Below are 25,489 nucleotides of genomic sequence, written 5' to 3' on the forward strand. Positions count from 1 at the left end.
GAAATCTGTTCGTTGTCATCTTACAATTTTATTCTTGAAGCCCTATTCTATGCAGCTTCATATTAAATTGGTATTAACAGCCTTGGAATTTAATATCCTGTATTTTTTGGCAAGTCATTCCCGTCAATCTTGGAGTCGCCAACAGCTAATTGAAAAAATTTGGGGGTGGAACTGCCACGACACAGGAGAAGAGAAAGTTGTTAGCGTACATATCGGTCAGATTCGCAAGAAAATGATTGAAGTTGATGCTACTGGATCGCAGTTTATTAAAACTATTCGGGGTTACGGTTACAGGTTCGAGCCGCCTTCGCCCACTGCAATGGCACTTTCCTAAGCTCATCGGCATTAACCACCTTATTTGGTGAAAAACCGATTTTCCCACCTACCGTCGGGCAGCCAGATGCCTCCTAGGGAACGAACGCGATCGGCTAACATGAAGTAAGCCCAAGCCGTGCCTAAAGGTTTGAGGTGTCGATCGAAGATTTCGATTTCCTGCCGCTGATATTCGTTTTGTGTCGGTTCCCGCAGCGGATGATAGTCTTCCAGTCCGTCTAAATCGTCCAAAATAGCCGAGTTTGCGAAACAGAGGAGAAAGCCGCAGACTGTACCATCTCCGGCCATCATCGCAGGATAGCCGATCGGCAGCGCAAAAAGTTGACCGCAGGCGATGGCGGGGCAAGCATCCACAACTTTTCCTTCGCAGTAGCGGAGGTAGTTGCACTCCCCCGGTTTGAGTGTGCCGTATACAAAGACTTTCATCGGGTAGGGCTTAACCGCTAGTTTTTGCTAACATAGATGGCTAAGCTAATAGTTTAAGTCTCGCGGGCGATCGCGACTGCAATCTTGATAAATTTCGTTGTTTACCCTTTCTTATAATTCATGACTCTAGCAGTTAGTTTTATTGCTTTTGGACTTCACCCTTTACACCTGAGTTCTTTCTTGCCATCCCTGCCCCTTGACAGCTTGTTTTCGACTCAAGGGATTATGGTAATGCTGCTGGCCGCCTATGCGGGGGCGATGTGGATGTTTCTCACCAGTGCTCCGAAGGTACACACGGTGATGGTATCCGATCTTGGGCAAGCGAGGGAGTTCTATGAAGGTATGCTAAACCTGCCCGTAGCAGAAGTGCCGCTGCACTACTACTACAATTACGAGCAAACTTTGGGGACAACTGGTATCGATCCGCTGTATTTGTCGCCAAATGTCGGGAGGGCAACGAGCTCTCAAACGATGGGGAGTCCCGAGGGTTTGTGGTATCAGTTGATGAAAAATACCCAACTGCACATTATTAGTGGGGCCGGTGTAGGGGAAAAAAATCGCCCGCGTCACGTTTGTTTCGATCGCGAATGTTTGGATCAGCTATTGATGAGGGTACAAACTCGGGGCATTAGTTATAAAATTCGCCGGGAAAAGCCGCTGAATTTTTTGGTCAAGGATTATGACGGCCGGGTAATTGAAATGGCTGAGGTTAGTAATTAGAGAAGACTCGGCTGTTGAAACCGATCGTACACAAAATTTAGTCTCTGCAGAGAGGGACAAAAGAATCAAAGGGGTATTACATCCCAAGTTAGAAACCCGGTTTATCTAAAAAACCGGGTTTCTTGTTCATTAATTAATCTTAGATTCAACGCTTGATTTTTCCGAAACCGCCGCTGCTTTAATCTCTGAAATCGCTTTCCGGCTGAAAATTTGGAAGTAGAGAGAAACAAAAAACTCTTTGACTGGAAAAACTATAAAAGTCAAAGGATTAATTGTAACGATGATATTCCGCGCATCGGCTTTAGCTTGTTTGACAATTTGCAGCGCTACCCAATCTGGCGACATGATGCCGATCGGGTTTAAATTGCTTTTAAACGGCCCTAAAATCAGTTTGCGAACGATGCAGGGTGCGTCTAGCCGCCGCAGGGTGACTAAATCTCCCAGGGCGCGTTTGCTGAGTTCGTACAGGGGACTGACAGCGGGAATTACTTCTGCTTCGGAAGTGTTGAGCCAGACTTCTTTGCAAGCGATGTTTTCGTTAGTGCGGACTGTTAAGAAAAAGAGTTCCATCAGCCGCCAGGCGGAAAAAGTGTTAATTTCGTAGGAGTTTGCGATCGCCTCTCCTGTTCTTTTTCCGTGTACATTAATCCCGTGATTGATGACGAGAATATCGATTTTTTCTAAAAATAGGGCTAAGTCTGCCTCTTGGCCAGCTTGCCAAGTTACGGTTTTTATAGGTAAACTTTCGCCGTCTAAATTCAAAGTAATTTCCTCATTTCCAGAGGTGAGGGCGATCGCTTTTGCACCAGCTTTGTGCAGGTGTTTGAGAAGCGAACGACCTAAAGTTCCCGATGCACCGGTGACGGCTACAGTTTTGCCTTTGAGAGAAAGTGCTGTACCCATAAGTTTATCTATTAAGGTGAAAGTACCGCAATAGTAAGCATTTTGATTGTCGAAGTGATGCCGCCAGTGATAAGGTTTATTAACTAACCACTTGCCAGGGGGAGTCAGGAAGTCTCCCGGTTGGTGGGTGATGTCGGTTAGTTCGTCTGCACCTTTGAGGCCGCACCCGCGGGCGATCGCGCTCAACAAAAAGCCTAAAGTATAAATACAACCGGCTGCTGCGCCCCAGTGATATTCCGGTAGCCCCAAATAAGCTACAACCCACAGCAACAAGCCCAAAACCATCATCGCCGCAGCTTCGGGCACGTCGTGACGCCAGTGTGCTTGCTTGTAAATAGTCTCGCTGACGGGGGTCAAATTCGGGCGGAAAACGCGGTGATGCCAAGTGTGCAGCTTTTGCAGGGGTACCCAATAATGGGACACGACGTGATAAAAGTCTCGTATTATTTCTGCCCAGCAGACAGAAGCTATTGCCACAGCGCCGACTATCCAGTAATTTACCATGCTCGCACCAGTTTGAAATTTGAGATATTAGATATTGTCTGCTTTGAAAGATAACTCAAAATGGCTTTTATTGCTAGTCTGGAAGTTGACTCAGGCGTTTTAAAATCTGCAAAACCCGGTACAATTCATTGCCGGGATTGCGGATTACAAATTCTGGAGATAAGGCATACTGAGCTATTTCGCCTCTGACTAACTTGACAAAACTAAAGTTAGCACCTGTAGAAATCATTCCAAAAGTAGGAGTTTCGGGATCGGGATCTGCGAGCATATATGTCAGGAGTTGGGCAAGTGCTTCGTCCGTTGAAAACGAAAGTTGTTTGGATTCAATTACTGTCACCCACAAGTTTGCTTTCATAATTAGGATATCTATTCTGCCTTCGATGATTCGGCCTTCGTCTTCCTCTTGAATGGATATCGACTTTTCGGCTTTGACTTGAAAAGGAGACTCATACAGACCGGCAATAAACAAAATGGGGCTGATGATTGTTAGCTTGACTGCATTTTCCAATACAGGCGGGTTGTCTACTAAGTTGAAGTATATGTCTTGGACGCGATCGAGTAATTGTTTTTCTGAGTCTGTTACTTCGGGTAATTTTTCTTGCCATTCTCGGAAAAATTCACTGTTGCGAACTCGCTGCAAGCCGAAGTTATCGATTAGATAGCGGAGGTTGATATCTCTTGCTTGTAGTTTTTGCATTATGATTAATAACGGCTGTTATAGTTATTAATAATAATGTTAGCATAGTTGAGATTTTTAACCGCAGATGAACGCCGATGAAATTCCGAGTAAGTTAATTTGGCTGAGATGTCTGTTCATTGGGATTTGCGATCGGCAATTCGCGGTTTTTGCGTGGCTTGCATTTCCAGCAATTGCGGCACGGTTACAAAACGATATCCCTGCTGTTTGAGTTTGGGAATAATTGCAGATAGCGCCTCGACTGTTTGGTGGCGATTGCCGCCGCCGTCGTGCAACAATACGATCGCCCCGGATGTCGCTTGGGATAGCACGGTAAGGGCGATAGCAGCGGCCGGACGTTGCAAAAAGTCTTTAGGGTCGATCGACCACATCACCACTACATAATTCTTCTTTTGAGCGTAAGCTGCCAAACCGTTATTTAAGCGGCCGCCGGGGGGGCGAAACAAGAAACTTTTGGCCCCAGTCGATCGATAAATATGAACACCAGTATTATCTATTTCATCCGATGCAGTTTTTTCGGTAACATTGTGAGAATAGTGATGCCAAGTATGGTTGCCGATCGCATTTCCCGCTTGCACAACTCTTTTCGCAATTTCTGGATACTCCCGCAAATTTGCACCCAAGCAGAAAAATGTGCCCACAACTTGATGTTTCTGCAAAATTTCTAATATTTTCAAAGTTTCAGGCGAAGGGCCATCGTCAAATGTCAGGGCGATAACTTTTGAGTTGTTAATACTGGCTTTATAAACAATTTGGCTGCGAAATTGCGCGGGCGGTGCGAAGACTAAAGGTTGTTCGGGAGGTTTGGGAGAGGGAGTTGCGGGGGGAGAAGGGGGTGTTTTTAGTTTTCGGGGTTTCAGCAGGTTTGGTAGGGGATTTTCAACGGGTGCGATCGGTATTAGCGGATTTGAATTGGCGGTTTTTCTGTTTTCTGACAACAAAGAAATTGTGATGCTCAATCCGATAAGTATAACGGTTTTAATAACCCGTTTTTTATTGCCTTTGCGACTCATCAGGTATAGGAGTTATTTTGAACAATCTCATTATGCCTGATTGTTCTGCTAGCTTAAAAGTTTGGTAAATTATTTTTTTGCAAAACTTCGATCGCACTAAAGCTAGACTTAGGCAGAAACCGGGTTTTTTTAGGCAAATTAATCGTGGCTAGCCACCCTTTCCGCTATCAAAACCCGGTTTATTAATAAAAAATCTACACTTTCAGGCTCTTTCCGCGACAATAAAACAACGTGATTACACCCTATCTGTCAAGGACTATCTACAATCGGCAAGTTTGCCGTGCCCTTTCATCCTCCGGTTCTTGCCACCCAAAAGCAAAATGACTCACCGCATTAATTTGCGGCGTCGCCGAGCGAATTGCCGCCATTTGAATCTCCAAAGACGGTCGATTTTTCAGAGGTTTTCCCCAATCTCCAGCAATAGCAGGAATAATTTTTGCTCCCGCAGGCGCTAAACTTACTGTCCGCTGCACCTGTGGCACAATGCAGCTTACATCCCCGCAATTTCCGTAAGACATGGCGTGGAATTCTACAGTAGCCGGAAATGTGTCCCAAGGCTGCAATCTCGAATCATATCCCCCTTGATTTATCGCTTGATTTGCAGTGGGAAAAAACACTGCTCCTACAGGAATTCCCATCCTTTGAGCTGGTTGAATTGCTACCCCCAAAAAATCTAAAATCCCTTGGACTGCGTGAGCAACGCTTAGTTTCCACAAATCTTTTTGCAGAATGCCGGTATCGGGAAGCCGCAGTGTCGGTTTTGGTGTCGGAGTTGCAGGGTTTGGCTTGTTAGTGGCGGGAGTTGTTGAGGCTGTTCTTGATGCGGCATTCTCCCTTCTAGAAGGTGGAGTTGCTACTGACATCACCTGCGGAATTCGGCCCTGCCAAAGAGGTTCTCGCTCAGTTGGATACTGTTTGACTACTGCTTGAACGTCATTAGGATTGATAAATCCCTTAGTCAAATATCGCTGAATTAAATCTCGCCCTTGCTGATTGCTAGCCCGCTGCAAAAGAACTTGCTGCGATGCTGGGCCGTAAATCCACAAGTCTTGAACTTTGGTAGCAACTGAAGCAGGTCCGATGCCCCGTAGATAGCGAATGTAGTCGAACAACATTCCTTGGGGCTTGCGCTTGACTATTTGATTTACTAATAAAGTATAGTCTTGCCGTGCTTGTGGGTTGTACGGATCGATAAAGGCTTGATTGCCCGGAACTTCTCCGAAGTCCTCGTTAATTGCTGCGTATTCACTTACTGTTAAACTTGTCTGATTTTTACCGTTGATAGCGAGGGTTTGCTGTCTGTCGGGACGCTGAGCATAGCTATAGCCAAAGTTCATGGTAAATAACCAGGCGTAAACTTTTAAACCTCGCTGTTTGCCTTTGGCGATCGCCTTTTCTAACAAATCGTATTTCTCGTAACCGCGATTTCTCAAAACAGAAGGCCAAGCCGTAGGATTGTCTGCGACTGGTAGCAGCACTTGACCATCGTAAAACACTTCAACATAGACTTGGTTGTAGCCTTTATTCACAACTTTGTCTAATACTCGATCGAGTTCTCCGGGTCTGACATCGCAGGGATACAAACGCAGCCAAACTGCTTGGGTTTCCGGCCAAGTTTTTTGGCGGCATTCTGCTATTTCCCGCGCGTGTTTGTTCAAAACAGCAAAATATGCTTGCTGAGATTCCCGTTTTCCCGAGAGCGCGGCGCGGCGCAAGTCTTCTTTTTGATTGACTTGTTCTTGGGATAATTGACAATAGGCTGATGTTTGGGCAAAAGCTGGTTTATTTCCGATAAACGGCCAAACAAGCTGGCTGATGAAGCTACTGGTTAAAACAGCAGTTACCGCACTTAAAAAGCGTCGCTGGTGTTGAAAATTCGCGATGCGAGTTGGTGCAATTTTCATGGGACAATGGAATGGGGTTTTCTGGTTTAAATTGGGTGGCGATCGCATTTTTGCGAGCGCGCTCAACAAGCAGCTACAAATTTTCTACTTTTTTCCGTTGACTTAGTTATGGCACAAGTCGATCGCACAATGCAAATTCTATCTGGCGGCTATTTAAATCCAATAAGGGCGATCGGGTAAGATAAGACTCGGCGATTAAACTCCTGCTATGGTATACAAACTTTCCTCTGCCTAAGTGTTGGTGCGGATGCACGCGCCTTCGCAGACTCAAAAATAAAGGGGGTAAAAAGCCCGGATTTGATATTATATCCAGTTGGATTTTTCAGTATTTTTTCCCAAAATGCTGCATAAAAAAGCGCCTGGATACAGTGGGCGCTAAAAGCAGTTGATATTTCTACTAAAAATTGTTAACACTCAAATATCAAGGATGAAGATGAATTGTTAAAATTTATCCTTGATCCTAAATTTTGAGATTAAGCTCCTCTGTTAAGAGCAGCTTCAATCTGCTGAAATTCTGACTCAAGACGCTTTTTCAATTTTTCAGGAACCGGACGGTTGGGATAGGAACTGTAATGTCCTGCCAAAGAGTTTAATGCCGTCCGCATTGTCGTGAAAGATGCCAGCTTGGTAAGAGCGGGATCGCGGCGGTAGGCAGCAAAAAAATCGTTGATACTTGTGCGAGCCTTGGCTTGAGCGGCTGCTTTTTCCGGCGTGCCCTCTGGCAAAGTGAGCGCTGTTCTCAAGCTCTTCACTAATGCTAATGTGTCTTGGCCATAATCTCCACTCAGAGTGGCTGGAACATTGGTACAGCCCGCTACGCCGATGACAACAACTAATACCAGGGCTAACAGACGGGAAATGTAATGCTTCATAAGGTTTAGAAAAATGGAAGCGAAAGCGGCAATCAAAATTAACCTTTATCCTATCTCGAATTGAGCTAATAATGCCACTTTATACAATTTTTTGTGTCAATACCATGAAACAGAAAATTTGTCAATCTAAAATCTAAAATCTAAAATCTAAAATCGATTGATTTGTCCAGCAACGACGGAGAGAATTTGGGTTTGTCGCAGCCACTGAGCATCAAAAGCCCCTAGGTGAGTTGTAGTAATCAGAGTTTGAAATCGTTCTTGAATTGTTTCTAAAAGTTGATTTTGGCGGCTCAGATCGAGTTCTGCAAGTACGTCGTCGAGCAATAGTAAAGGCGCTTCGCCGACGACTTCTTCAATAAGCTGCAGTTCGGCTAATTTTAATGCTAATACCAGAGTTCGCTGCTGACCTTGGGATGCGTATTGACGAGCTGGGGTATTGTTAATTGTAAATGTAATGTCGTCGCGGTGGGGGCCGACTAAAGTGGTTCCTTGAAACTGTTCTGCGATCGCCCTTTTTTGAATTTTCTCTAAAAATGCTTGTCGCACTCCTTCGAGATTATCTTTAGCGATTAATTCCGCACCTACTTCAATATTAGCATCGTATTTCACATCTAAAACTTCTCCTGAACCGCTAATTGAACGGTGCCAATTTCGAGCTAAAGGCATCAAACGCTCCAAAATTCGATCGCGCCTGCGGATGACGCGAGCACCCGCTGTCGCCAACTGCGCGTCCCACAAAGCTAATTCTGAACTGGGAATGGGAGATTGGGCATTGGGCATTGGGCATTGGGCATTGGGCATTGGGAATTCTGCGGTATTTTGGTCTTCGGGGGTTTCAGATCCGATAAATCGCATTTTGTCAAAACCTTCAGAAAATTCCGCTTTCCTGATTTCTTTAGAACGTTTCAACAGAGCGTTTCGCTGGCGCAAAATTTGGTTGTACTGCTGCAAAATGTGAGCGTAAATCGGTTCTAACTGGATGACTAGGCGATCGATCCAATTGCGCCTTCCTTCGGGCCCGCCGCGCACTAAGTCCAAATCCAAACAAGAAAATTGCACTACATTTAAGACGCTCAAAAAGTCTAAATGGCGACGCAGCGGTTCACCGTTGATCTTCAGTGTTCGACGCGCCCCAGAGCGAAGAGTTAAAGCTAAGTCGATTGCTCCGGTTTGACGTTCGAGTGTAGCATCAATTTGCCCGATCGGCTTTGAGTCGAGTATTAAATCGCGATCGCGCCCTACTCTATGACTTTTTAATGTGGAAAGCAACTCTACCGCCTCTAACAAGTTAGATTTTCCTTGAGCGTTATTTCCTACTAAAATGGTTTTGGGAGCGTCAAAAGCTACCTTTTGATCGAAGTAGTTCCGAAACTGCCGTAGGTGCAGCGTTTTCAAATACATAATATTAGTAATTGCTAATTGGTAATTGGTAATTAGTAATACAGTCATCGAGCGGGTAAACGACCGGGCGAACCTTACAGGTTAGCAACCGAGATCCTTTACGATTGCTATTTTCCCCGAGCGTTGCGCTAGCAATCACATTATAACGAAGTAATAAATGTTTAATTGTGACACAACCTCTTTAGTCTTCATAGCGATGACTTTGGCTGCGAGCCAGGGGTTTCAACCCCTGGCGGATGTGAATAGAGAATAGTGCCAAATGCGAGGGAGCTAGCTAATAATGAAACATCGCTCAGTAGGCGTCACCCGTTAACACTATTTTCTAGATTTGTAAAAACGCAAGAACAGTTTTTCCATTTCAATCCAGACAAACATCAGAGCGCTGAAACCGAAGCAAACTAGCAACTCAAACCCCGTTAAATAATGAGTGCCAAAAAATGATCTCAGCGGCGGAACGTAAATCAGCATCAATTGCAGAATAGTAGTCACAATTACAGCCCCCCACACAAAAACATTAGTGAAGGGATTTAACTCGAGAGTTAGCTGAGTGTTAGACCGAATGGCGATCGCGTGACCCATTTGCGCCAAACAAAGAGTTGTAAACACCATTGTTTTCCAAGCATCTGGATCTCCGTGTCCGGGAGAGTGAGTATATCCGTAAGCCCAGGACATCATCGCGATCGTCAAAATTGCAAAAATAATCCCGATCCGAATCATGTAAGAACCCAAACCCCGCGCAAAAATACTTTCTCGCGGACTGAAAGGAGGCCTTTTCATCACGTTCGGTTCCCCCGGTTCCACAGCCAAGGCCAAAGCGGGAACGCCGTCTGTTACTAAGTTCATCCACAAAATTTGGAGCGGCGTCAGCGGCACTCCTCCCAAACCCATTAAAGGTGCGGCCGCAATTGTCAAAACTTCGCCGATGTTGCTGCCCAAAATGTATTTAATAAAGCGGCGAATATTGCTATAAACCACTCGCCCTTCTTCAGCGGCGGCGACAATAGTTGCGAAGTTGTCGTCGAGGAGCACCATATCGCTAGCTTCTTTGCTGACATCGGTGCCGGTAATCCCCATGGCGATGCCGATATCGGCTTGTTTCAAGGCGGGGGCGTCGTTAACTCCGTCGCCGGTCATCGCGACAAATTTGCCCCAACTTTGCAAAGCTTGGACAATCCGCAATTTGTGTTCGGGGGAAACGCGGGCGTAAACGCTAACCTGTTCGACTTGCTGTTTGAGTTCTTCTTGGCTGAGCTTTTCTAATTCTTGACCGGTGAGAACTCGATCGCCCTCTGTTGCAATACCTAAATCGTAGGCGATTGCTTTTGCTGTCAACTGGTGGTCTCCTGTAATCATCACCACCCGAATGCCAGCATTGCGGCACTTCACCACTGCTTCCCGCACTTCCGGCCGCGGGGCGTCGAGCATACTGACGAGTCCCAGCCAAATCATGTCTTGTTCGCTGGTTTCCTCAGAACCTTCGGGCGGCAGGTTTTCCCAGAGTTTGTAAGCAAACCCGAGGACTCGCAAACCGCCGCTTGCCATGTTGTTGTTTTCGACGAGGATGCGATCGCGCATTTCCTGGGTTAAAGGTTGTACTCGATCGCCGACTATAATGCCTTTGCAGCGCTCCAAAGTCAACTCTGGAGAACCTTTGGTCAGCATCAAATAATTTGACTGCTGTCCTTCTGCTGCGGGAAATCCCGAATTTCCCGATCGGCCCGGCACTTCGCAAATCACGCTCATCCGCTTGCGTTCCGAAGAAAAAGGAAATTCCGCCGTCCGCGGCAGCAATTGAGACTGTTTTTCCTTATAAATGCCTGCTTTTGCCGCTACACACAGCAGAGCTCCTTCTGTGGGGTCGCCTAAAATCTGCCATTCTTGCTGTTCTTGTTGCAATACTGCGTCGTTGCAAACTGCACAGGCAATTAATAAAGATTCGAGTTCTGGATATTCCTCTAAATTATTAATTTTGGCCGATGTCAGGCGATCGGTAAAATCTCCGATCGGCGCATAGCCATCGCCTGCGACGGCGACAGTGCAGTCGCCCGTAGACACTAGCTGAACTACCATTTTATTTTGAGTCAGGGTACCTGTTTTGTCAGAACAAATGGTAGTAACCGATCCCAAAGTTTCTACCGCAGGCAGTTTGCGAATCAGGGCGTTTCGCTTCACCATCCGCCTAGTTCCGAGTGCCAGAGTAACTGTCACGACTGCTGCGAGTCCTTCGGGAACCACAGCCACAGCCATGCTCAGAGAAACTTCTAACAACTCTTCCCACCTGCTGGTATCGAACCCGATGCTGCCGTTTTGGAAGGTAATCATGCCGCCGATGACGACAATTGCGACTAAGCTAAGGGCTCCGGAGACTAGAACATTTCCCAACTGGCTCATCCGCTGTTGCAGGGGAGTCGGTTCGCTTTCTACTGACTGAAGCATGGTGGCAATTTTGCCCAGTTCAGTTTGCATTCCGGTGTTGGTGACGATCGCCTTTGCTCGTCCCTGAACAACTTCTGTCCCTTGAAAAATCAGGTTGAGTCGATCGCCCAAGGAAGCATCTTCGGCAAGTTCTAGCTCTGCTTGCTTGGTGACTGCTAGAGCTTCTCCTGTCAAAGCAGATTCTCTGACTTGCAGATTTGATGTTTCGATCAAGCGTGCGTCTGCTGCTATTTTTACCCCAGCCTCCAACAGCATCACGTCTCCGGGTACGAGTTCCTTGGCTGCTATTTCCGAAGTTTTGCCGTCCCGCACGACTCTGACAAGGGGAGAAGCGAGGTTTTTGAGGGCTGCGAGGGCTTTTTCGGCGCTGCTTTCTTGGAAATAGCCGAGAATGCCGTTGAGTATGACGATCGCAAAAATGGCGATCGCATCTTTGGGAAAAGTATTCGACCGAATGTCCAAAAAAGCTGAAATCACGGCCACACCCATCAGCATCAACAACATGATGTTGGTGAACTGATCGACAAAAATCGACCACGGACTGCGGCCTCCGGTTTCTTCGAGTTCGTTGGGGCCGTATTGCTGCAAGCGTTCTGACACCTGTTGGCTGCTCAAGCCAGCGTCTTTGTTGCTGCTTAGCTGCTGGAGAGTTTTGTCAATTGCTACGGTGTGCCAAGAAGAGGGAGAATTTGAAGACATAAATTACGATCGTGGGGCATAAAGGTGGTTGCGGCCGGACAGCTACAGCCGATCGATCTGGCTGATTACAGTAAGAGAGTTTTAAGTTTTGAGTTCTGAATAAAAAACTGTTTAACTTGGGACTGGTTTTGGGCGGTTCGATGCCGGGGAAGCAAAAAGCTTTTAACTTCACTGCGTCTGGTGGCTCGATCGCGCCGTTTGTAGACCTACCGCTGATAGCACTTATCCACCTTACTACTAAAAATTAGCAATTATTTCGGCTATTACACAGAAAAGAAGCTGAAAGCAAAACTGACGTTGGTGCCCGGATGCCAGCGTGCGCGGCCGGTTAAAACCTACCTCAAAAAAAACGTAATAAAACGCTCGTATCCGAACTCATATATTTTCGATTTTAAAAGAAAAATGGCGCTGCGGTAACAAATCTCGATCGCCTCTGTTGGTTTTCTCACCATCGACAATGCTCAGCTTGCCACACCCTTCCGTGCGACTAGCCTGTGGGAAGCAGAACATAGAACATATAGATGAAGAAAGTTTTTTTGCAACCGCTGCAGGACAAACGGTAGATGCTGGCTCTGGGGTCAAGTTCAAGGACTCCCCAGAGCCAGCATCCCCGCGTTATGAAAGACCGGGCCCGGTCTTTCAACTTCCAACGGCTGAGTTTTGTCACTAAATGCTGATATTTCCGGCACAAGCTGAGGCTGTGGCGAGGGGGTTCACAATCTTTTGGATTTTGCCCGCACCCAATTCTGCAGCCATCCTGACATGGGGCAGAATTTTTACTTTTTTCCCTATTCCCCCAGCCTTCTTTTACGAAAACTTTAATTTACTTAATACTTCTTAACAATTCGGCTTTTCCAGAGAAAGCCAACAGAAGCGATCGGGCCACGGGACGGTTCCGGCCGGTTCTACCGCCACTGCAGGGCGATCGAAGCAAACTCTGCGTTTATTGGGATAAGCCCGCATCTACCCAAGGAAGGAGATTTGTCCGCACTTGCCCCCCCGAGATTTACCTTCTTAGAGAGATAAGTTTCTGTAATAATTTGTAATAAACAAACGCAGGCGAGCATTGTATAAAGATTATCAGAGGGTTGAAACGACAGGCCAAAGTTAACAAAAACCCTGATTGACAAGGTTTGTCGCATCTCATAAAAGGTGTAAAATTTTCTAAGGTTTCTTAAACCTCCGTTGCAATGTAACAATAGTGCAGGTAGCGGAAAGGGAGAGATCGATGGGACCAGCAGATTAGCTGGCATCAAATTTCAACCCTTGCAGGCACTCGTAGCCTGAACAAATTTAACTTAACGGTTTTATACCGCAACCAAACTCAATTAACTCAAATAGGAGAGTTCTTTCATGTTTGACGCATTTACAAAAGTGGTTTCCCAATCTGACGCTCGGGGCGAATTTCTAGCTCAGGGTCAACTAGATGCTCTCAGCAGCATGGTTTCTGACGCCAACAAGCGGATTGACGCAGTAAACCGCATCACCGGCAACGCATCCAGCATCGTAGCCAATGCAGCTCGCACCCTGTTCGCCGAACAGCCTCAACTGATCGCTCCTGGTGGCAATGCTTACACCAACCGCCGCATGGCAGCTTGCTTGCGCGATATGGAAATCATCTTGCGCTACGTCACCTATGCAACATTTGCAGGCGACGCCAGCGTTTTGGACGACCGCTGCTTGAACGGTCTGCGTGAAACATACCAAGCTCTGGGAGTTCCCGGTGGCTCAGTTGCAGCCGGCGTGCAAAAAATGAAGGAAGCAGCGATCGCGATCGCTAACGACCCCAACGGTGTTACCCGTGGTGATTGCAGCTCGCTGATGTCTGAAATCGGCAGCTACTTCGACCGCGCTGCCAATGCAGTCGGCTAAAAATAGCCAAGCGAACCTTTCTTGTGAAGAAGCGAGCATCGCATTTTTGCAAACAATCATTTTTGTACAAAAACAACACAACATTAGGGAGAAACCAGAACAATGAAAACCCCTTTGACTGAAGCAGTAACCGCAGCCGATTCTCAAGGCCGTTTCCTGAGCAGCACAGAACTCCAAGTCGCCTTCGGCCGTTTCCGCCAAGCAGCAGCAGGTTTGGAAGCAGCTAAAGCTTTGACCGCCAACTCTCAGCGCTTGATCGACGGTGCAGCTCAAGCTGTGTACAACAAATTCCCGTACACCCAACAAATGCAAGGCCCGAACTACGCTTCTACCCCAACCGGTAAAGCGAAGTGCTCTCGCGACATCGGCTACTACCTGCGGATGGTAACCTACTGCTTAGTTGCAGGCGGCACCGGTCCGATGGACGAGTACCTGATTGCAGGTGTTGACGAAATCAACCGGACATTTGAATTGTCTCCTAGCTGGTACGTTGAAGCTCTCAAGTACATCAAAGGCAACCACGGTCTGAGTGGCGACGCTGCAACTGAAGCGAATTCCTACATCGACTACGCAATCAACGCTCTGAGCTAGATTTGCGTGATGCCCGGAATTGTAAGCTACTGTTAGCTTGAGTGTTAGCGGTTGTTTAGAATTCCGGGCATCTGCGATCGAAGCCTAGTTTTGCAAATACTTTTTTTAAGCATTTTTCTGTTTTTAAAGCAAAAAAGGGAGAAGCGAAGATGGCGGGATTAGGTGCAGCAGAACGGTTAGGAATAAAAGCATTTGAAGAAGCGGGACGGGTAGAACTGCGTCCCCACTGGACGCAAGAGGATGCGAAAGCAGTAATTCGCGCTGCTTACAGCCAAGTTTTCGGCAACGAGTATTTAATGTCGAGCGAACGACTTACCAGTGCTGAATCTCTGCTGCTGCAAGGGCAGATTTCAGTGAAAGATTTTGTGCGGTCAATTGCACATTCCGAAACCTATCGGAAAAAGTTTTTTTATCCGAACTCGCAAACGCGGTTAATTGAGCTTAATTATAAGCATTTGTTGGGCCGCGCTCCTTACGACGAGTCGGAAATTGCTTTCCACGTTGATTTGTACAATGCAGAAGGCTACGAAGCTGAAATCAATTCTTACATTGACTCGGTTGAGTATCAAGAAAATTTTGGCGAAAGTGTAGTGCCTTACTATCGCGGTTTCGCGACTCAAAGAGGTCAAAAAACCGTCGGTTTTAACCGGATGTTTCAACTGTACCGGGGTTTTGCTTCTAGCGATCGCTCGCAAAACCAAACCCAAGCCCGGCTGACTTGGGAAGTAGCGAGAAATATGGCTTCGCCGATACACACAGCCTCCACCGGAAAAGCCCTTGGCGGGACTTCCGGCGGTTCTCGCGGCCAACTCTACCGAGTCACCGCAATGCAAGGTGCGGCTAAGTTTTCGCCTCAAGTGCGCCGGACAACTACCGAATATCTCGTGCCTTACGAGCAACTTTCGAGTCGCTTGCAGCAAATCAACAAATGTGGCGGCAAAGTGGTAAGTATTACCACAGCTTAAAGTTTGTAAAGACGTTTCAAAAAAACGTCTTTAGCAAATTAGGACTAAGGCTAAAAAATTCTTCAATTTTATGTGTATAGGTAAGGTGTGCAGTGTACACCCTACTTTGAGGCATATTATCCTTAGTCCTAAAAATTTCAAGTGCAACCAAGCATTAAACTTTTGTCATTAATAATTTAGGAGAAAATCTGGTGGCGATTACAACAGCAGCGTCCAGACTAGGAACATCCGCATTGAGCGATGCGCCGAAGGTAGAACTGCGCCCAAACTACACCAAAGACGACGTTGAAACTGTGATTCGTGCGGTTTACCGTCAGGTGCTAGGCAACGACTATTTAATGAAATCCGAGCGACTTATAAGTTCCGAGTCTTTGCTGCGGGACGGCAGTTTGACGGTACGAGAATTTGTACGCGCTGTAGCTAAGTCAGAACTGTACAAAACCAAGTTTTTCTACAACAGCTTCCAAACTCGGACGATCGAACTAAACTACAAACACTTGCTCGGTCGCGCTCCCTACGACGAATCTGAAGTAGTTGAACACTTAGATTTGTACCAAACACAAGGCTACGACGCTGATATTGATTCTTACATCGATTCAGTAGAGTATCAAGAAAACTTTGGCGAAAGTATCGTGCCTTACTACCGCGGCTTTAACACGCAGCGCGGTCAAAAAACCGTCGGTTTTACCCGGATGTTCCGGTTGTATCGCGGCTATGCAAACAGCGATACATCTCAACTAGAAGGCAATAACTCTCGCTTAGCTGTCGAACTCGGCACTAACACCGCTACGCCTGTAGTCGGTCCCTCCGGCGGTAACGAAGGTTGGGCATATCGGCCTTCTGCCAGAAACGTAACTCCCAGCAGCACTTTCGGCGGCGCGGCAGCTTACGGCAAAGAAGGGCGACTGTTGCGCGTGGAAGTTTCGGGAATTCGCACGGGCGGCTATCCCAGCGTGCGCCGCAGCAGCAAGGCTTTCATCGTACCTGTTGAGGATTTGTCCTCGCAAATTCAGAAATTTCAACGCCTGGGCGGAAAAATCGCCAGCATTACTCCAATTTAGTCAGTTGGCAGTTGGCAGTTAGTAGCTTTTAGTCAACAGTCAACAGTCAACAGTCAACAGTCAACAGTCAACAGTCAACAGTCAACAGTCAGAATTACCAATTACCAAGAAGCTTATGTTGGGTCAAATTGTAGCTGGAAAAAGTGGCAATACAGCTTCGGCTGGTCGCTGCTTTCGGTATGAAGTTGTCGGCTTGCGCCAAAGCGATGAAACAGATAATGTGGATTATTCGATTCGATCGAGCGCGAGTACATTTATCACCGTGCCTTACAATCGGATGAATCAAGAAATGCAGCGCATTACTCGCATGGGCGGGAAAATTGTCAGCATTCATCCTTTAAACACGGGTGCAGAATCATCCCATGAGTCATCCCATGAGTCATCCCATGAATCATCGGGCGATCACCAATAGTTTGGTGGGAGGGGCGATGAAAATCGCTTCTTGTCAAGCTAGAAGGGGCGATGAAAATCGCTCCTGCACAAGCTAGAAGGGGCGATGAAAATCGCTTCTTGTCAAACCAAGTCCGCCTGCGCGGAATAAGAGTTAATGCAACCCGCGCAGGCGGGTTTTGTCTGTTTAGCAGCCATTTCAATCGCCGAATAACTAATAACTAATAACTAATAACTAATGACTATGGATTATTACGAATCCGACTCACCGCCGGCAGGTTTAGCTGAGGGCGAGTCTTTAACTGTTGAACAGGCGATCGCAAATTTGCACTCCCAAGATTACAGTCTCCGGTATTATGCTGCTTGGTGGGTTGGCAGATTTCGAGTCAAGGAACCGGCAGCTATTGCAGCTTTAATTGCCGCCTTGGAAGAAGAGTCAGAACAAACAAAAATCGGCGACTATTCCCTATTACGAAATGCGGCGCGGGCTCTGGGTAAATTGGGCGACAAACAAGCCTTACCGGCTCTGATTCGCTGTTTGGAATGCGCCGATTATTACGTGCGAGAAGCGGCGGCTCAAGCTCTAGAAATGCTGGGCGACCGCGATTCTATTGGGCCGCTAATGAAGCTATTGGATGGGGGCGTAGCTGTGGCTGTGCGAGTGCCAGGAAAATCGCACCTCGTGCAACCTTACGACTCGGTAATTGAAGCTTTGGGAACGCTGAAAGCCACAGAAGCAATACCCCTAATTTCACCTTTTTTAGAACATTCTGTGGAGCGGGTGCAGTACGCTGCGGCGCGGGCGATGTATCAGTTAACTGGAGAGCGGGTTTACGGAGATCGGTTGGTAAGTGCTTTGAATGGGGATAATTTGCAGTTGAGGCGATCGGCTTTGATGGACTTGGGGGCGATCGGCTATTTGCCGGGAGCGCAAGCTATTTCTGAAACTTTAGCAGAAAATAGCCTGAAATTGATTGCGCTCAAAGGAGTTTTGGAGCATCATCTCAATCAACAAGAATCTCTATCTTTGTCCGATGAAGCTATCCAAGTTATGAACTTAATGGATAGTTTACTGTAAACAATTAGTTCACAACTAAAATAGGATTGCTGTAGAGATTCTAAATTGTCTGCCCTATATTGAGGACACAGTATATGATGACACAGCAGTGCTGTTTCCCTACGGCATATCTGTATTTTAGGCAGGACACAGCAGTGCTGTTTCCCTACTCATTTTGATGAGAATGTTGGTGGGTGAGGTGGCAAAAAGTTCGATCGCGCGATGATCGACCCAACCTAGAATTACAATAGTCACGGTAAAGCTTACAAATAAATGGCATTAGAACTAATTCAGGCTGTCGAACAAGCAGATTCTTCCGAAGGCTTGTTAAACGCAGTCAAAGCACTGGCTGCAGCTTCCTCAAACCAAGCAATTCCTACCTTAATTACAGTGCTCGGTTACAACAACCCAGGCGCCGCTGTTGCCGCCGTTGATGGGCTAATTCAGCTCGGAGAACCTGCGGTGCTGCCGCTTCTAGAACAGCTTGACGGCTACAATTACGGGGCGAGAGCTTGGGCTGTTCGGGCTTTGGCGGGAATTGGCGACCCCAGGGGTTTGGAGATTTTGCTCGATGCAGCGGCGAATGACTTTGCTTTGAGCGTGCGGCGGGCTGCGGCGAGGGGTTTGGGGACGATTTGTTGGGAACTGATGCCGGCAGAACAAATAGCAGATGCTCAACTTCGCGCTGTGAAAACGCTACTGCAAGCGTCCCGAGATCCAGAATGGGTGGTTCGCTACGCAGCAGCGGGGGGTTTGCAAGCTTTGGCGGGTGCTGCGACTGTTAAACCGGATTGGTTAGCGGAAGTTTCGGCCAGACTTGAGGAAATCACCCAAAGCGATGAAACTACTTCAGTTAGGGCTCGGGCTTTGCTTGCTAAGAAAATATTGTCACTTGGCTAGGGTTTGGGCGATCGTCTCTTCCAAGTCCCCTTGACTGAGAGTGGTTAATATAAAGACTTCTTGTACGGTTTTGCCCTGTCTGGCGATGATTTTAAATCCCCCGCGGATGGGTACTGACACTCTTAATGTCATGCGGGGGATGTGTCCTTTAACTTTGTTGATGACGCCCGGAGTGACAGTTTGAATTCCCATTTTTAGGGTGAGGCGCTCTAAAATTGGTATCAAACCGGGAAGGTGGGTAGAGTGATTCCAAACTAGGCGGCCTTTGGGTTGTGCGTGCATAAATATTTAACCAAATTCAACATACCCAGTCTAAGCCACCCCTGGCTGGAACCAATTTGAAATTCCCTCAACTTCTGTATCAATAACGTTACTGTGAGCGTCATTGCCAGCAAACCGAGGCAATCTCAAACCGAGATTTTTGATTCCTGGCGCGCAAGCTAAGATTTGATGGCGCAGAATTGTCCTGTACTTTTTGATATTTTGGGTTGGCAACTGTCGGTTTTTCTAGTTGAGCGGCGATCGCCGCGAGCATTTCTGCGAGGCTGCAAGGTTTCTTGAGATAGCCGTCTGCTTTGAGTTCCAGGACTTTTTCCATTTCGGAGGCTGTCATAAAAATAAACGGAATGCTGGCGGTTGCAGGCTGCGATCGCACGGCTGCGAATACTTCAAAACCGTCGAGTTCCGGCATCATGACATCAGACAAAATTAAATCGGGAATTTGGGCAGCTAACTGGATACCAACTTTTCCATTTTCCGCGCCGACAGCTTCAAAACCGCGCGATTGCAGAAGTTCTAATACCGTTTCTCGGATTAAGCGATCGTCTTCAATTACTAATATTTTTTTCATTGGTTTGAGGTGGCTCTTTACTTTATTTGTATGTCTGTGTTATAATTGTTACAGGTAAGTTTTAAATAATTCAATAGGGTTATTGCAAAAAACCGCTTTTGACTGGCAACTTTTTACGGCTTTGTGTATGCTCGCAGTTACACACAAGACTTGAGTTATCAGCAGCTTTACCTTGTTTACTAGCGCTAGAAGTCGCTCCGGCGTACCTAGGATTGTAAACGTATAAAATCAGCCCTTCAATAGTTTATTTAATAAATATTCCAGCCCCCTCACTCAAAAAGTTTCAATTTGAATGGCGATCGCAGTTACGTGTAATTAATAAATCCGCCGATGAGCTAAGCGCGAAACTCCAACCTGTGAAGTTCACAAATTTCGGGCGATCGGGTAAAATATAACTTGGTGTATCGCTATTGAGTGAGGAAAAAAATATGTCAGAATTTCTAGACTTTCTCAGACATCAGTTTGCCTACGTTGCTATTGGCGAATTTAAACCGGGAAAATTTAAAGAAGCAGAAGAACTTTTTGAAAAAGCCGTTGCAACTTATACTACAGGTTTTAAGGGAGCGTATTTGCTGCAATTGCCCAATACAGACAAAGGTATTGCCATCATTTTTTGGGAAAGTGTAGAAGAGATGGCAGCCAATCAAAGCGAAGCTTATCAGGAAATATTAAAGGAGATGACGCCTTTGTTTGCGAAACTTCCCGACACTGATGTTTATGAAATCGTCAGTGAAATTCAGCCCAAAAGTGAATGATTAAAAATCCTGCAACCGGCGAGTCATTCCCATACCCATCGGCGTCTTTCGCCCCACTCCGCTGTAAAGCGCAAAATCTGCTAAAGTGTTAATTTGCTTGATAGTAGCAGGAGCTATATCTCCCATAATTCGGTAACTAATATCGCCGACGCAGCCAATAAATTTACTGCGAGAATCCGTACTAACTTCTGTTCGGATATCGAAGAAACTGGGGAAAATAGCTTCTGTGAAAGTAGGTTCGATCGCAATCTTGCTGTATTTGTTCCAACGATTCGCTAAACTGCTGAAAATACTTTCTCTAGTTGGCATAGCACTATCGTATACCCCTTGCCGAAAATTAGTAGGAGTGCAAAAAGTAAAAGCAATTTGGCGCTCAGTTTCGGAAGCTCTATCGAACAATTCGGCGTAAGTACAAAAGTTTACCCAAGGCTGGTTTGATTGCGGTTGGCTCAAAATATTAGTAATGTATATATTTGTCGGCCCGAGATGCCAAGGACTCTCGAAATTAAGTTGCTGCCAAAGTTGAGTTAGGCGATCGAACAAACCGTCATCCAGCAGAGAAATCCGCCACCAAATCGGCGTATTTTCATGAATAGCTTGCTTGTGTTCCCATTGTACAGCCTGCGAAATTGTGCGCGAAGCAGGAGGCAAAACTCTCTTTTGCGGCTGCGGCGTACTGCTTTTGTAAGGCTCTTTTCTCCTTACTTGGAAAGGGCTTAAAGTGAAAGCTTTTTCCTGAGATTGGTCGTGCAGGTACGCGCTCAAATCGGTGTCTACAGCACTCACAAGGTTCAAAAATAAAGCGTGGAGATGCCGTCCCGTTAAAAACTGGGATGGAATTGGCGCAACTGGTCGCAGGTTTAAAACAAGGCTGTAGGGCATTTTACAATTTATATACGGTGTTTGTATAGACGTTCAGCTAGTATTAATACTACAGCTAACTTGCAACTTAAATTAAGGAATTTAAATCACATAAGGTGCACAGTGTGCACCCTACGTTTACGACGATTTGTGGGTCGTGTCCACCTACGTTTAGGTTGTAATATTGAGGCAAACCTCTGTCGGGTAAGTTTTTAGGCGATCGAGATTTCTGGCGACAAATAAACATCTTGAATCGCGTTGAACAATTTTACGCCTTCTTCAAAAGGACGCTGAAAAGTTTTGCGGCCGGAAATTAAGCCGCAGCCGCCAGCGCGCTTGTTGATTACCGCCGTGCGAATTGCTTCTGCAAAATCGCTTTTCCCGGAAGCACCGCCGGAGTTAATTAAACCCATCCTTCCCGCATAACAGTTGAGCACTTGATAGCGAGTTAGATCGATCGGGTGATCCGTTGTCAAATCCGAATAAACGCGCTTGTCTGTTTTGCCGTAACTGTGGCCGCTAGCTTTAGCCACAGCTTCGTAACCGTTGTTGCATTCGGGTAATTTCTGCTTGATAATGTCAGCTTGAATTGTTACTCCCAAGTGATTTGCTTGCCCGGTTAAATCGGCTGCAACATGATAATCTTTGTCTTGTTTAAAGATATCGTTGCGGAGATAGCACCACAAAATTGTCGCCATTCCGTATTCGTGAGCGTGAGCAAAAGCCTGACTGACTTCTTGGATTTGTCGTGTCGATTCCGGCGAACCAAAATAAATTGTTGCTCCCACTGCAACGGCGCCCAAATTCCAAGCTTGTTCGACGGTCGCAAACATTACTTGGTCGAATTGATTGGGATAAGTTAGCAACTCGTTGTGATTGAGCTTGACAATAAAAGGGATTTTATGCGCGTATTTGCGAGATACGCTTCCCAAAACTCCCAGCGTTGTCGCGACCGCATTGCAGCCAGCCGAAATTGCTAATTTAATGATATTTTCGCTGTCGAAATAGATGGGATTCGGTGCAAAAGAAGCGGCGGCCGAGTGTTCGATTCCTTGGTCTACCGGCAGGATGGATAAATAGCCAGTATTTGCCAAGCGTCCGCTAGAATAAAGTTGCTGAAGCGATCGCAAAACTTGGGGAGATCGATCGGTTTGAGCAAAAATGCGATCGACCCAATCCGGGCCCGGCAGGTGCAACAAATCTTTAGAAACTTTCGCTTCATGGGTGAGCAAGTCTTCGGCTTCGTCGCCAAGCCAAGATTCGATCGAACTGGGAACTGATAGTGTAGCTGTCATACAGATTTCCCTCTCAATTTCAATTGCAGGCTGATGATTGCAGACATTAACCTTGCTGATATTGTAGCGAAAAAATCATATTTTCCATCCCTTCAACGCTAGACCCAGTTTTTAACAAGTTAGCGACAACAGCAGCTAGGACGCGCTACTCTATAATAAGCTGGCAGTTCAGCCGGATCTGCGCTGCCAGCGATCGCCGATCGACTTACAACTTTGCCATCACAATGTCACACACTTACTTTGATTCTGAAAACGGTCACAAATCCTTCGAGATGCCCGGTGCTCGGCCGCATTATAATCCCGATCGCCCCGGTCAAGTAGAGCATATTTTCCTCGACTTAGTGCTGAATATTCCCAAACAAAGCTTTCGCGGCACTTGCAGCATCCGCATCAATCCAATCCGCAGCGGCATTGACAAATTAACCTTAGATGCGGTCAACCTGAATATTAAATCAGTAAAAGTCGGCGAAATTGAGCAAAATTTCGACAGCGATGGCGAAGTGCTGCAAATTCAACTACACGAACCAACCCAAGCTTACCAACCAATTACAATTGCGATCGAATACTCGGTCGAAAAACCCCAGCGCGGCCTCTATTTCGTCGGTCCGGACAAACACTATCCAGACAAACCAACACAAGTTTGGACTCAAGGCGAAGACGAAGATTCCCGCTTCTGGTTTCCCTGTTTCGACTATCCCGGACAACTCGCTACTTCAGAAATTCGAGTCCAAGTTCCGAGACAACTATTTGCTATTTCCAACGGCGAATTAATTAGTACAAAAAACGAAGGCGACGATAAAATTTATCACTGGTCGCAAACCCAGGTACACCCGACCTACTTAATGACATTAGCAGTCGGAGATTTTGCCGAAATTAAAGACGAATGGAACGGCAAACCAGTTAATTATTACGTGGAAAGAAGCCGCGAAGCAGACGCTAAGCGCAGCATGGGCAAAACGCCTCAAATGATTGAATTCTTCTCTCAAGCATTTGGCTATCCTTACCCTTTTCCCAAATACGCTCAAGTCTGCGTCGATGATTTCATCTTCGGCGGTATGGAAAATACTTCGACAACTTTGCTAACAGATAGGTGCTTGTTAGATGAACGTGCCACCCTCGACAATCGAGGTACTGAAAGCTTAGTCGCCCACGAATTAGCTCACCAGTGGTTCGGTGATTTAGTAGTAATTAAACATTGGTCTCATGCTTGGCTGAAAGAAGGCATGGCTTCTTATTCCGAGGTACTGTGGACTGACAAAGAATACGGCAAAGAAGACGCGGCTTACTATATGTTAAATGAAGCCCGCAATTATTTAGCTGAAGACAGTTCCCGCTACCGCCGCCCGATCGTTACTCACGTTTACCGCGAAGCCATTGAATTGTACGATCGCCATTTGTACGAAAAAGGCGCTTGCGTCTATCACATGATTCGCGCCGAGTTGGGCGACGAATTATTTTACAAAGCAATTCACACTTTTGTACGCGATAACGCTCACAAAACTGTAGAAACCATCGATTTGCTCAGGGCGATAGAAAAGGCTACCGGTCGCAATCTCATGTTTTTGTTTGACCAGTACGTTTATCGCGGCGGTCATCCAGATTATAAAGTTGCTTATTCCTGGGATGGCGACAGCAAATTAGCAAAAGTTACTGTCACCCAAACTCAGGTAAAAGATAGCAAAAATGGCAACGGCAACAGCAAAGAGATCTTTGACCTAAAAATTCCCATAGGCTTCGGTTACAAGCCGGAAAAAGATGCAGAAGATAACAGTTATGCCCGTTCTACTGTTAACCTAAAAACTTTCACCGTCCGAATATACGAACGCGAGCAAAGCTTCTATTTCCCCCTAGAAGAGAAGCCGGCGTTTATCAGTTTCGATGTCGGCAATAGTTACTTAAAAACAGTCGCTTTAGAGTATGGAGTTGCCGAACTCAAAGCTCAGTTGCAGTTCGATCCTGACCCAGTTTCCCGGATTTACGCTGCCCACGCTTTGGCGAAAAAGGGAGGGCTGGAAGCGGTGAAAACGCTGTCAGAAGTTCTCAAGAAAGAGCCGTTCTGGGCAGTACGGGCCGAAGTTGCCGGTCAGTTAGCTGAAATTAAACTCGACCAAGTTTTTGAAGGTTTAGTAAGTGGCTTAAAAGATAAAGATGCTCGTGTTCGTCGCGCTGTGGTGAATGCGCTGGGTAAAATCCAAACTCACGAAACTTATAAAGCGCTGAGGTCGATCGTCGAAAAAGGCGACGACAGCTATTACGTAGAAGCAGCAGCAGCGAGTGCTATGGGCTCCATAGCAGGGGCCAACCCCGACGAAAAACCGACCGACGAACAGGTACTGAAAGACTTAAAATTGGTGCTGAAAGAGCGTCAGGGCTGGAATGAGGTAGTGCGATCGGGTGCGATCGCAGGTTTGGCGCACATGAAAACTTCTGAAGATGCGCTGAATCTAATTTTGAAATACACCGCCGCCGGTACTCCGCAAGCTTTGCGCTTGGCTGCAATTCGATCTTTGGGCACAATTTCGACTGGTCAAACCAAGGTCAATTTAGAACGGATTTTGCAGCGATTGGCAGAATTATCTAAAGAGACGTTTTTCTTGACTCAAGTCTCTGTAGTAGTGGGATTAGGACAAATGCAAACTCGCAAAGCAATTCGCATTTTGCGTTCTTTAGCTGACCAAACCCCCGATGGCCGCGTCCGCCGCATGGCTGATGAAGCTGTGCAAAGAGTGCAGAAAAATGTTGGTTCTGATGCAGCGGTAAAGCAGTTGCGGGAGGAATTAGACCAGGTGAAAAAGGAGAATCAAGATTTGAGGAGTCGGATGGAAAATTTGGAGGCTAAGGCGAAGAAAGATTAGGTGTAAAACCCCAGACCGGCGCAGATAAAGGCAGATATTGGCGATCGGCTTTTATCTGCTTGTCGGTAGAGGATTGTGCGCGGTTATTATAATAATATTATTGTTCAGTGGGAGTGCATGGGAATTTCC

Annotated in this window: 23 protein-coding genes; 11 read left to right on the top strand and 12 right to left on the bottom strand. The window is 46.5% G+C overall.

Translation table 11 applies throughout. The annotated features are described in order from the left end of the window. On the top strand, positions 1–334 hold a 334-nt coding region (locus QUB25_RS24355), incomplete at its 5' end, for a response regulator transcription factor (RefSeq protein ID WP_333187040.1). Positions 335–354: 20 nt separating this feature from the next. Here the strand turns inward: QUB25_RS24355 and QUB25_RS24360 are convergent. After that, complete coding sequence (locus QUB25_RS24360; RefSeq protein ID WP_333187042.1) at positions 355–759, bottom strand: gamma-glutamylcyclotransferase; 405 nt, start codon at positions 757–759, stop codon at positions 355–357. Between the two features lie 120 nt (positions 760–879). Between QUB25_RS24360 and QUB25_RS24365 the strand changes: the two genes are divergently transcribed. Continuing rightward, positions 880–1,479, top strand: a complete 600-nt coding sequence (locus tag QUB25_RS24365) for a glyoxalase-like domain protein (RefSeq protein WP_333037013.1) — start codon at positions 880–882, stop codon at positions 1,477–1,479. A 129-nt stretch (positions 1,480–1,608) separates the two neighbouring features. Here the strand turns inward: QUB25_RS24365 and QUB25_RS24370 are convergent, their stop codons facing one another. The 7 genes from QUB25_RS24370 to QUB25_RS24400 all read right to left on the bottom strand — a co-directional run bounded on the left by QUB25_RS24370 (position 1,609) and on the right by QUB25_RS24400 (position 11,908). Then, positions 1,609–2,886 (bottom strand): bifunctional sterol desaturase/short chain dehydrogenase, encoded by a 1,278-nt coding sequence (locus tag QUB25_RS24370; protein WP_333187044.1) that lies wholly within the window; start codon positions 2,884–2,886, stop codon positions 1,609–1,611. A 73-nt stretch (positions 2,887–2,959) separates the two neighbouring features. Next, on the bottom strand, positions 2,960–3,583 hold the full coding sequence (locus QUB25_RS24375; protein WP_333187047.1) for a restriction endonuclease subunit R: 624 nt from the start codon (positions 3,581–3,583) through the stop codon (positions 2,960–2,962). A gap of 116 nt (positions 3,584–3,699) precedes the next feature. Beyond that, positions 3,700–4,596 carry a polysaccharide deacetylase family protein gene (locus QUB25_RS24380; protein ID WP_333187051.1) on the bottom strand — a complete coding sequence of 299 codons (897 nt, stop codon included), beginning with the start codon at positions 4,594–4,596 and terminating at the stop codon, positions 3,700–3,702. 260 nt (positions 4,597–4,856) lie between these two features. Next, the gene (locus tag QUB25_RS24385) at positions 4,857–6,500 is read right to left on the bottom strand and encodes a family 10 glycosylhydrolase (protein WP_333187053.1); all 1,644 of its coding nucleotides are present in this window, start codon (positions 6,498–6,500) and stop codon (positions 4,857–4,859) included. A 473-nt stretch (positions 6,501–6,973) separates the two neighbouring features. Then, positions 6,974–7,372 (bottom strand): photosystem II protein Psb27, encoded by a 399-nt coding sequence (psb27, locus tag QUB25_RS24390; RefSeq protein ID WP_333187055.1) that lies wholly within the window; start codon positions 7,370–7,372, stop codon positions 6,974–6,976. Positions 7,373–7,519: 147 nt separating this feature from the next. Continuing rightward, the gene (locus QUB25_RS24395) at positions 7,520–8,773 is read right to left on the bottom strand and encodes a DNA replication/repair protein RecF (RefSeq protein ID WP_333187109.1); all 1,254 of its coding nucleotides are present in this window, start codon (positions 8,771–8,773) and stop codon (positions 7,520–7,522) included. Between the two features lie 315 nt (positions 8,774–9,088). Beyond that, positions 9,089–11,908: a cation-transporting P-type ATPase gene (locus QUB25_RS24400; protein WP_333187058.1), complete on the bottom strand. Its 2,820-nt coding sequence runs from the start codon at positions 11,906–11,908 to the stop codon at positions 9,089–9,091. A 1,353-nt stretch (positions 11,909–13,261) separates the two neighbouring features. On the opposite strand from QUB25_RS24400, the gene QUB25_RS24405 reads away from it, so the two are divergent. The 7 genes from QUB25_RS24405 (at position 13,262) to QUB25_RS24435 (ending at position 18,744) form a co-directional block, all read left to right on the top strand. Then, complete coding sequence (locus QUB25_RS24405; protein ID WP_333037001.1) at positions 13,262–13,780, top strand: phycocyanin subunit beta; 519 nt, start codon at positions 13,262–13,264, stop codon at positions 13,778–13,780. A 102-nt stretch (positions 13,781–13,882) separates the two neighbouring features. Next, complete coding sequence (gene cpcA, locus QUB25_RS24410; RefSeq protein ID WP_006631256.1) at positions 13,883–14,371, top strand: phycocyanin subunit alpha; 489 nt, start codon at positions 13,883–13,885, stop codon at positions 14,369–14,371. Positions 14,372–14,520: 149 nt separating this feature from the next. After that, a complete protein-coding gene (locus QUB25_RS24415) occupies positions 14,521–15,336 on the top strand; it encodes a phycobilisome linker polypeptide (RefSeq protein WP_333187061.1) in 816 nt (271 codons plus the stop codon). A gap of 191 nt (positions 15,337–15,527) precedes the next feature. Beyond that, positions 15,528–16,397 carry a phycobilisome linker polypeptide gene (locus QUB25_RS24420; protein ID WP_333062032.1) on the top strand — a complete coding sequence of 290 codons (870 nt, stop codon included), beginning with the start codon at positions 15,528–15,530 and terminating at the stop codon, positions 16,395–16,397. A 115-nt stretch (positions 16,398–16,512) separates the two neighbouring features. Next, the gene (locus tag QUB25_RS24425) at positions 16,513–16,809 is read left to right on the top strand and encodes a phycobilisome linker polypeptide (protein ID WP_333187065.1); all 297 of its coding nucleotides are present in this window, start codon (positions 16,513–16,515) and stop codon (positions 16,807–16,809) included. A 216-nt stretch (positions 16,810–17,025) separates the two neighbouring features. Continuing rightward, on the top strand, positions 17,026–17,865 hold the full coding sequence (locus tag QUB25_RS24430) for a HEAT repeat domain-containing protein (RefSeq protein WP_333187067.1): 840 nt from the start codon (positions 17,026–17,028) through the stop codon (positions 17,863–17,865). Between the two features lie 252 nt (positions 17,866–18,117). Next, positions 18,118–18,744: a HEAT repeat domain-containing protein gene (locus tag QUB25_RS24435; protein WP_333187068.1), complete on the top strand. Its 627-nt coding sequence runs from the start codon at positions 18,118–18,120 to the stop codon at positions 18,742–18,744. Here QUB25_RS24435 and QUB25_RS24440 read toward each other — a convergent pair. Together QUB25_RS24440 and QUB25_RS24445 are read right to left on the bottom strand one after the other, a co-directional pair. Then, entirely contained in the window at positions 18,733–19,026 is a 294-nt protein-coding gene (locus QUB25_RS24440) for a DUF2103 domain-containing protein (protein ID WP_190661665.1), read from the bottom strand. The two genes, QUB25_RS24435 and QUB25_RS24440, sit on opposite strands and share 12 nt — an antisense overlap. Before the next feature lie 100 nt (positions 19,027–19,126). After that, complete coding sequence (locus QUB25_RS24445; RefSeq protein ID WP_333187072.1) at positions 19,127–19,594, bottom strand: response regulator transcription factor; 468 nt, start codon at positions 19,592–19,594, stop codon at positions 19,127–19,129. Positions 19,595–20,022: 428 nt separating this feature from the next. On the opposite strand from QUB25_RS24445, the gene QUB25_RS24450 reads away from it, so the two are divergent. Continuing rightward, positions 20,023–20,349, top strand: a complete 327-nt coding sequence (locus QUB25_RS24450; RefSeq protein WP_333187076.1) for an antibiotic biosynthesis monooxygenase — start codon at positions 20,023–20,025, stop codon at positions 20,347–20,349. Here QUB25_RS24450 and cas6 read toward each other — a convergent pair whose 3' ends face one another. Continuing rightward, complete coding sequence (cas6, locus tag QUB25_RS24455) at positions 20,350–21,231, bottom strand: CRISPR-associated endoribonuclease Cas6 (RefSeq protein WP_333187079.1); 882 nt, start codon at positions 21,229–21,231, stop codon at positions 20,350–20,352. Between the two features lie 191 nt (positions 21,232–21,422). Then, on the bottom strand, positions 21,423–22,505 hold the full coding sequence (locus QUB25_RS24460) for a class I fructose-bisphosphate aldolase (protein WP_333187080.1): 1,083 nt from the start codon (positions 22,503–22,505) through the stop codon (positions 21,423–21,425). A gap of 224 nt (positions 22,506–22,729) precedes the next feature. Between QUB25_RS24460 and QUB25_RS24465 the strand changes: the two genes are divergently transcribed. Beyond that, positions 22,730–25,360: a M1 family metallopeptidase gene (locus tag QUB25_RS24465; RefSeq protein ID WP_333187082.1), complete on the top strand. Its 2,631-nt coding sequence runs from the start codon at positions 22,730–22,732 to the stop codon at positions 25,358–25,360. Positions 25,361–25,489: the final 129 nt, after the last annotated feature.

The sequence above is a fragment of the Microcoleus sp. B3-D7 genome, from assembly GCF_036705305.1.
Classification (GTDB): domain Bacteria; phylum Cyanobacteriota; class Cyanobacteriia; order Cyanobacteriales; family Microcoleaceae; genus Microcoleus.

Excerpts from the sequence above, each read along its gene's own strand:
- QUB25_RS24430 (WP_333187067.1), top strand. The coding sequence starts at position 17,026 with ATGACTATGGATTATTACGAATCCGACTCACCGCCGGCAGGTTTAGCT.
- QUB25_RS24400 (WP_333187058.1), bottom strand. The coding sequence starts at position 11,908 with ATGTCTTCAAATTCTCCCTCTTCTTGGCACACCGTAGCAATTGACAAA.
- QUB25_RS24465 (WP_333187082.1), top strand. The coding sequence starts at position 22,730 with ATGTCACACACTTACTTTGATTCTGAAAACGGTCACAAATCCTTCGAG.
- QUB25_RS24460 (WP_333187080.1), bottom strand. The coding sequence starts at position 22,505 with ATGACAGCTACACTATCAGTTCCCAGTTCGATCGAATCTTGGCTTGGC.
- QUB25_RS24360 (WP_333187042.1), bottom strand. The coding sequence starts at position 759 with ATGAAAGTCTTTGTATACGGCACACTCAAACCGGGGGAGTGCAACTAC.
- QUB25_RS24415 (WP_333187061.1), top strand. The coding sequence starts at position 14,521 with ATGGCGGGATTAGGTGCAGCAGAACGGTTAGGAATAAAAGCATTTGAA.
- QUB25_RS24440 (WP_190661665.1), bottom strand. The coding sequence starts at position 19,026 with ATGCACGCACAACCCAAAGGCCGCCTAGTTTGGAATCACTCTACCCAC.
- QUB25_RS24445 (WP_333187072.1), bottom strand. The coding sequence starts at position 19,594 with ATGAAAAAAATATTAGTAATTGAAGACGATCGCTTAATCCGAGAAACG.
- QUB25_RS24380 (WP_333187051.1), bottom strand. The coding sequence starts at position 4,596 with ATGAGTCGCAAAGGCAATAAAAAACGGGTTATTAAAACCGTTATACTT.
- cas6 (WP_333187079.1), bottom strand. The coding sequence starts at position 21,231 with ATGCCCTACAGCCTTGTTTTAAACCTGCGACCAGTTGCGCCAATTCCA.
- QUB25_RS24370 (WP_333187044.1), bottom strand. The coding sequence starts at position 2,886 with ATGGTAAATTACTGGATAGTCGGCGCTGTGGCAATAGCTTCTGTCTGC.
- QUB25_RS24425 (WP_333187065.1), top strand. The coding sequence starts at position 16,513 with ATGTTGGGTCAAATTGTAGCTGGAAAAAGTGGCAATACAGCTTCGGCT.
- cpcA (WP_006631256.1), top strand. The coding sequence starts at position 13,883 with ATGAAAACCCCTTTGACTGAAGCAGTAACCGCAGCCGATTCTCAAGGC.
- psb27 (WP_333187055.1), bottom strand. The coding sequence starts at position 7,372 with ATGAAGCATTACATTTCCCGTCTGTTAGCCCTGGTATTAGTTGTTGTC.
- QUB25_RS24365 (WP_333037013.1), top strand. The coding sequence starts at position 880 with ATGACTCTAGCAGTTAGTTTTATTGCTTTTGGACTTCACCCTTTACAC.
- QUB25_RS24395 (WP_333187109.1), bottom strand. The coding sequence starts at position 8,773 with ATGTATTTGAAAACGCTGCACCTACGGCAGTTTCGGAACTACTTCGAT.
- QUB25_RS24405 (WP_333037001.1), top strand. The coding sequence starts at position 13,262 with ATGTTTGACGCATTTACAAAAGTGGTTTCCCAATCTGACGCTCGGGGC.
- QUB25_RS24435 (WP_333187068.1), top strand. The coding sequence starts at position 18,118 with ATGGCATTAGAACTAATTCAGGCTGTCGAACAAGCAGATTCTTCCGAA.
- QUB25_RS24375 (WP_333187047.1), bottom strand. The coding sequence starts at position 3,583 with ATGCAAAAACTACAAGCAAGAGATATCAACCTCCGCTATCTAATCGAT.
- QUB25_RS24385 (WP_333187053.1), bottom strand. The coding sequence starts at position 6,500 with ATGAAAATTGCACCAACTCGCATCGCGAATTTTCAACACCAGCGACGC.
- QUB25_RS24450 (WP_333187076.1), top strand. The coding sequence starts at position 20,023 with ATGTCAGAATTTCTAGACTTTCTCAGACATCAGTTTGCCTACGTTGCT.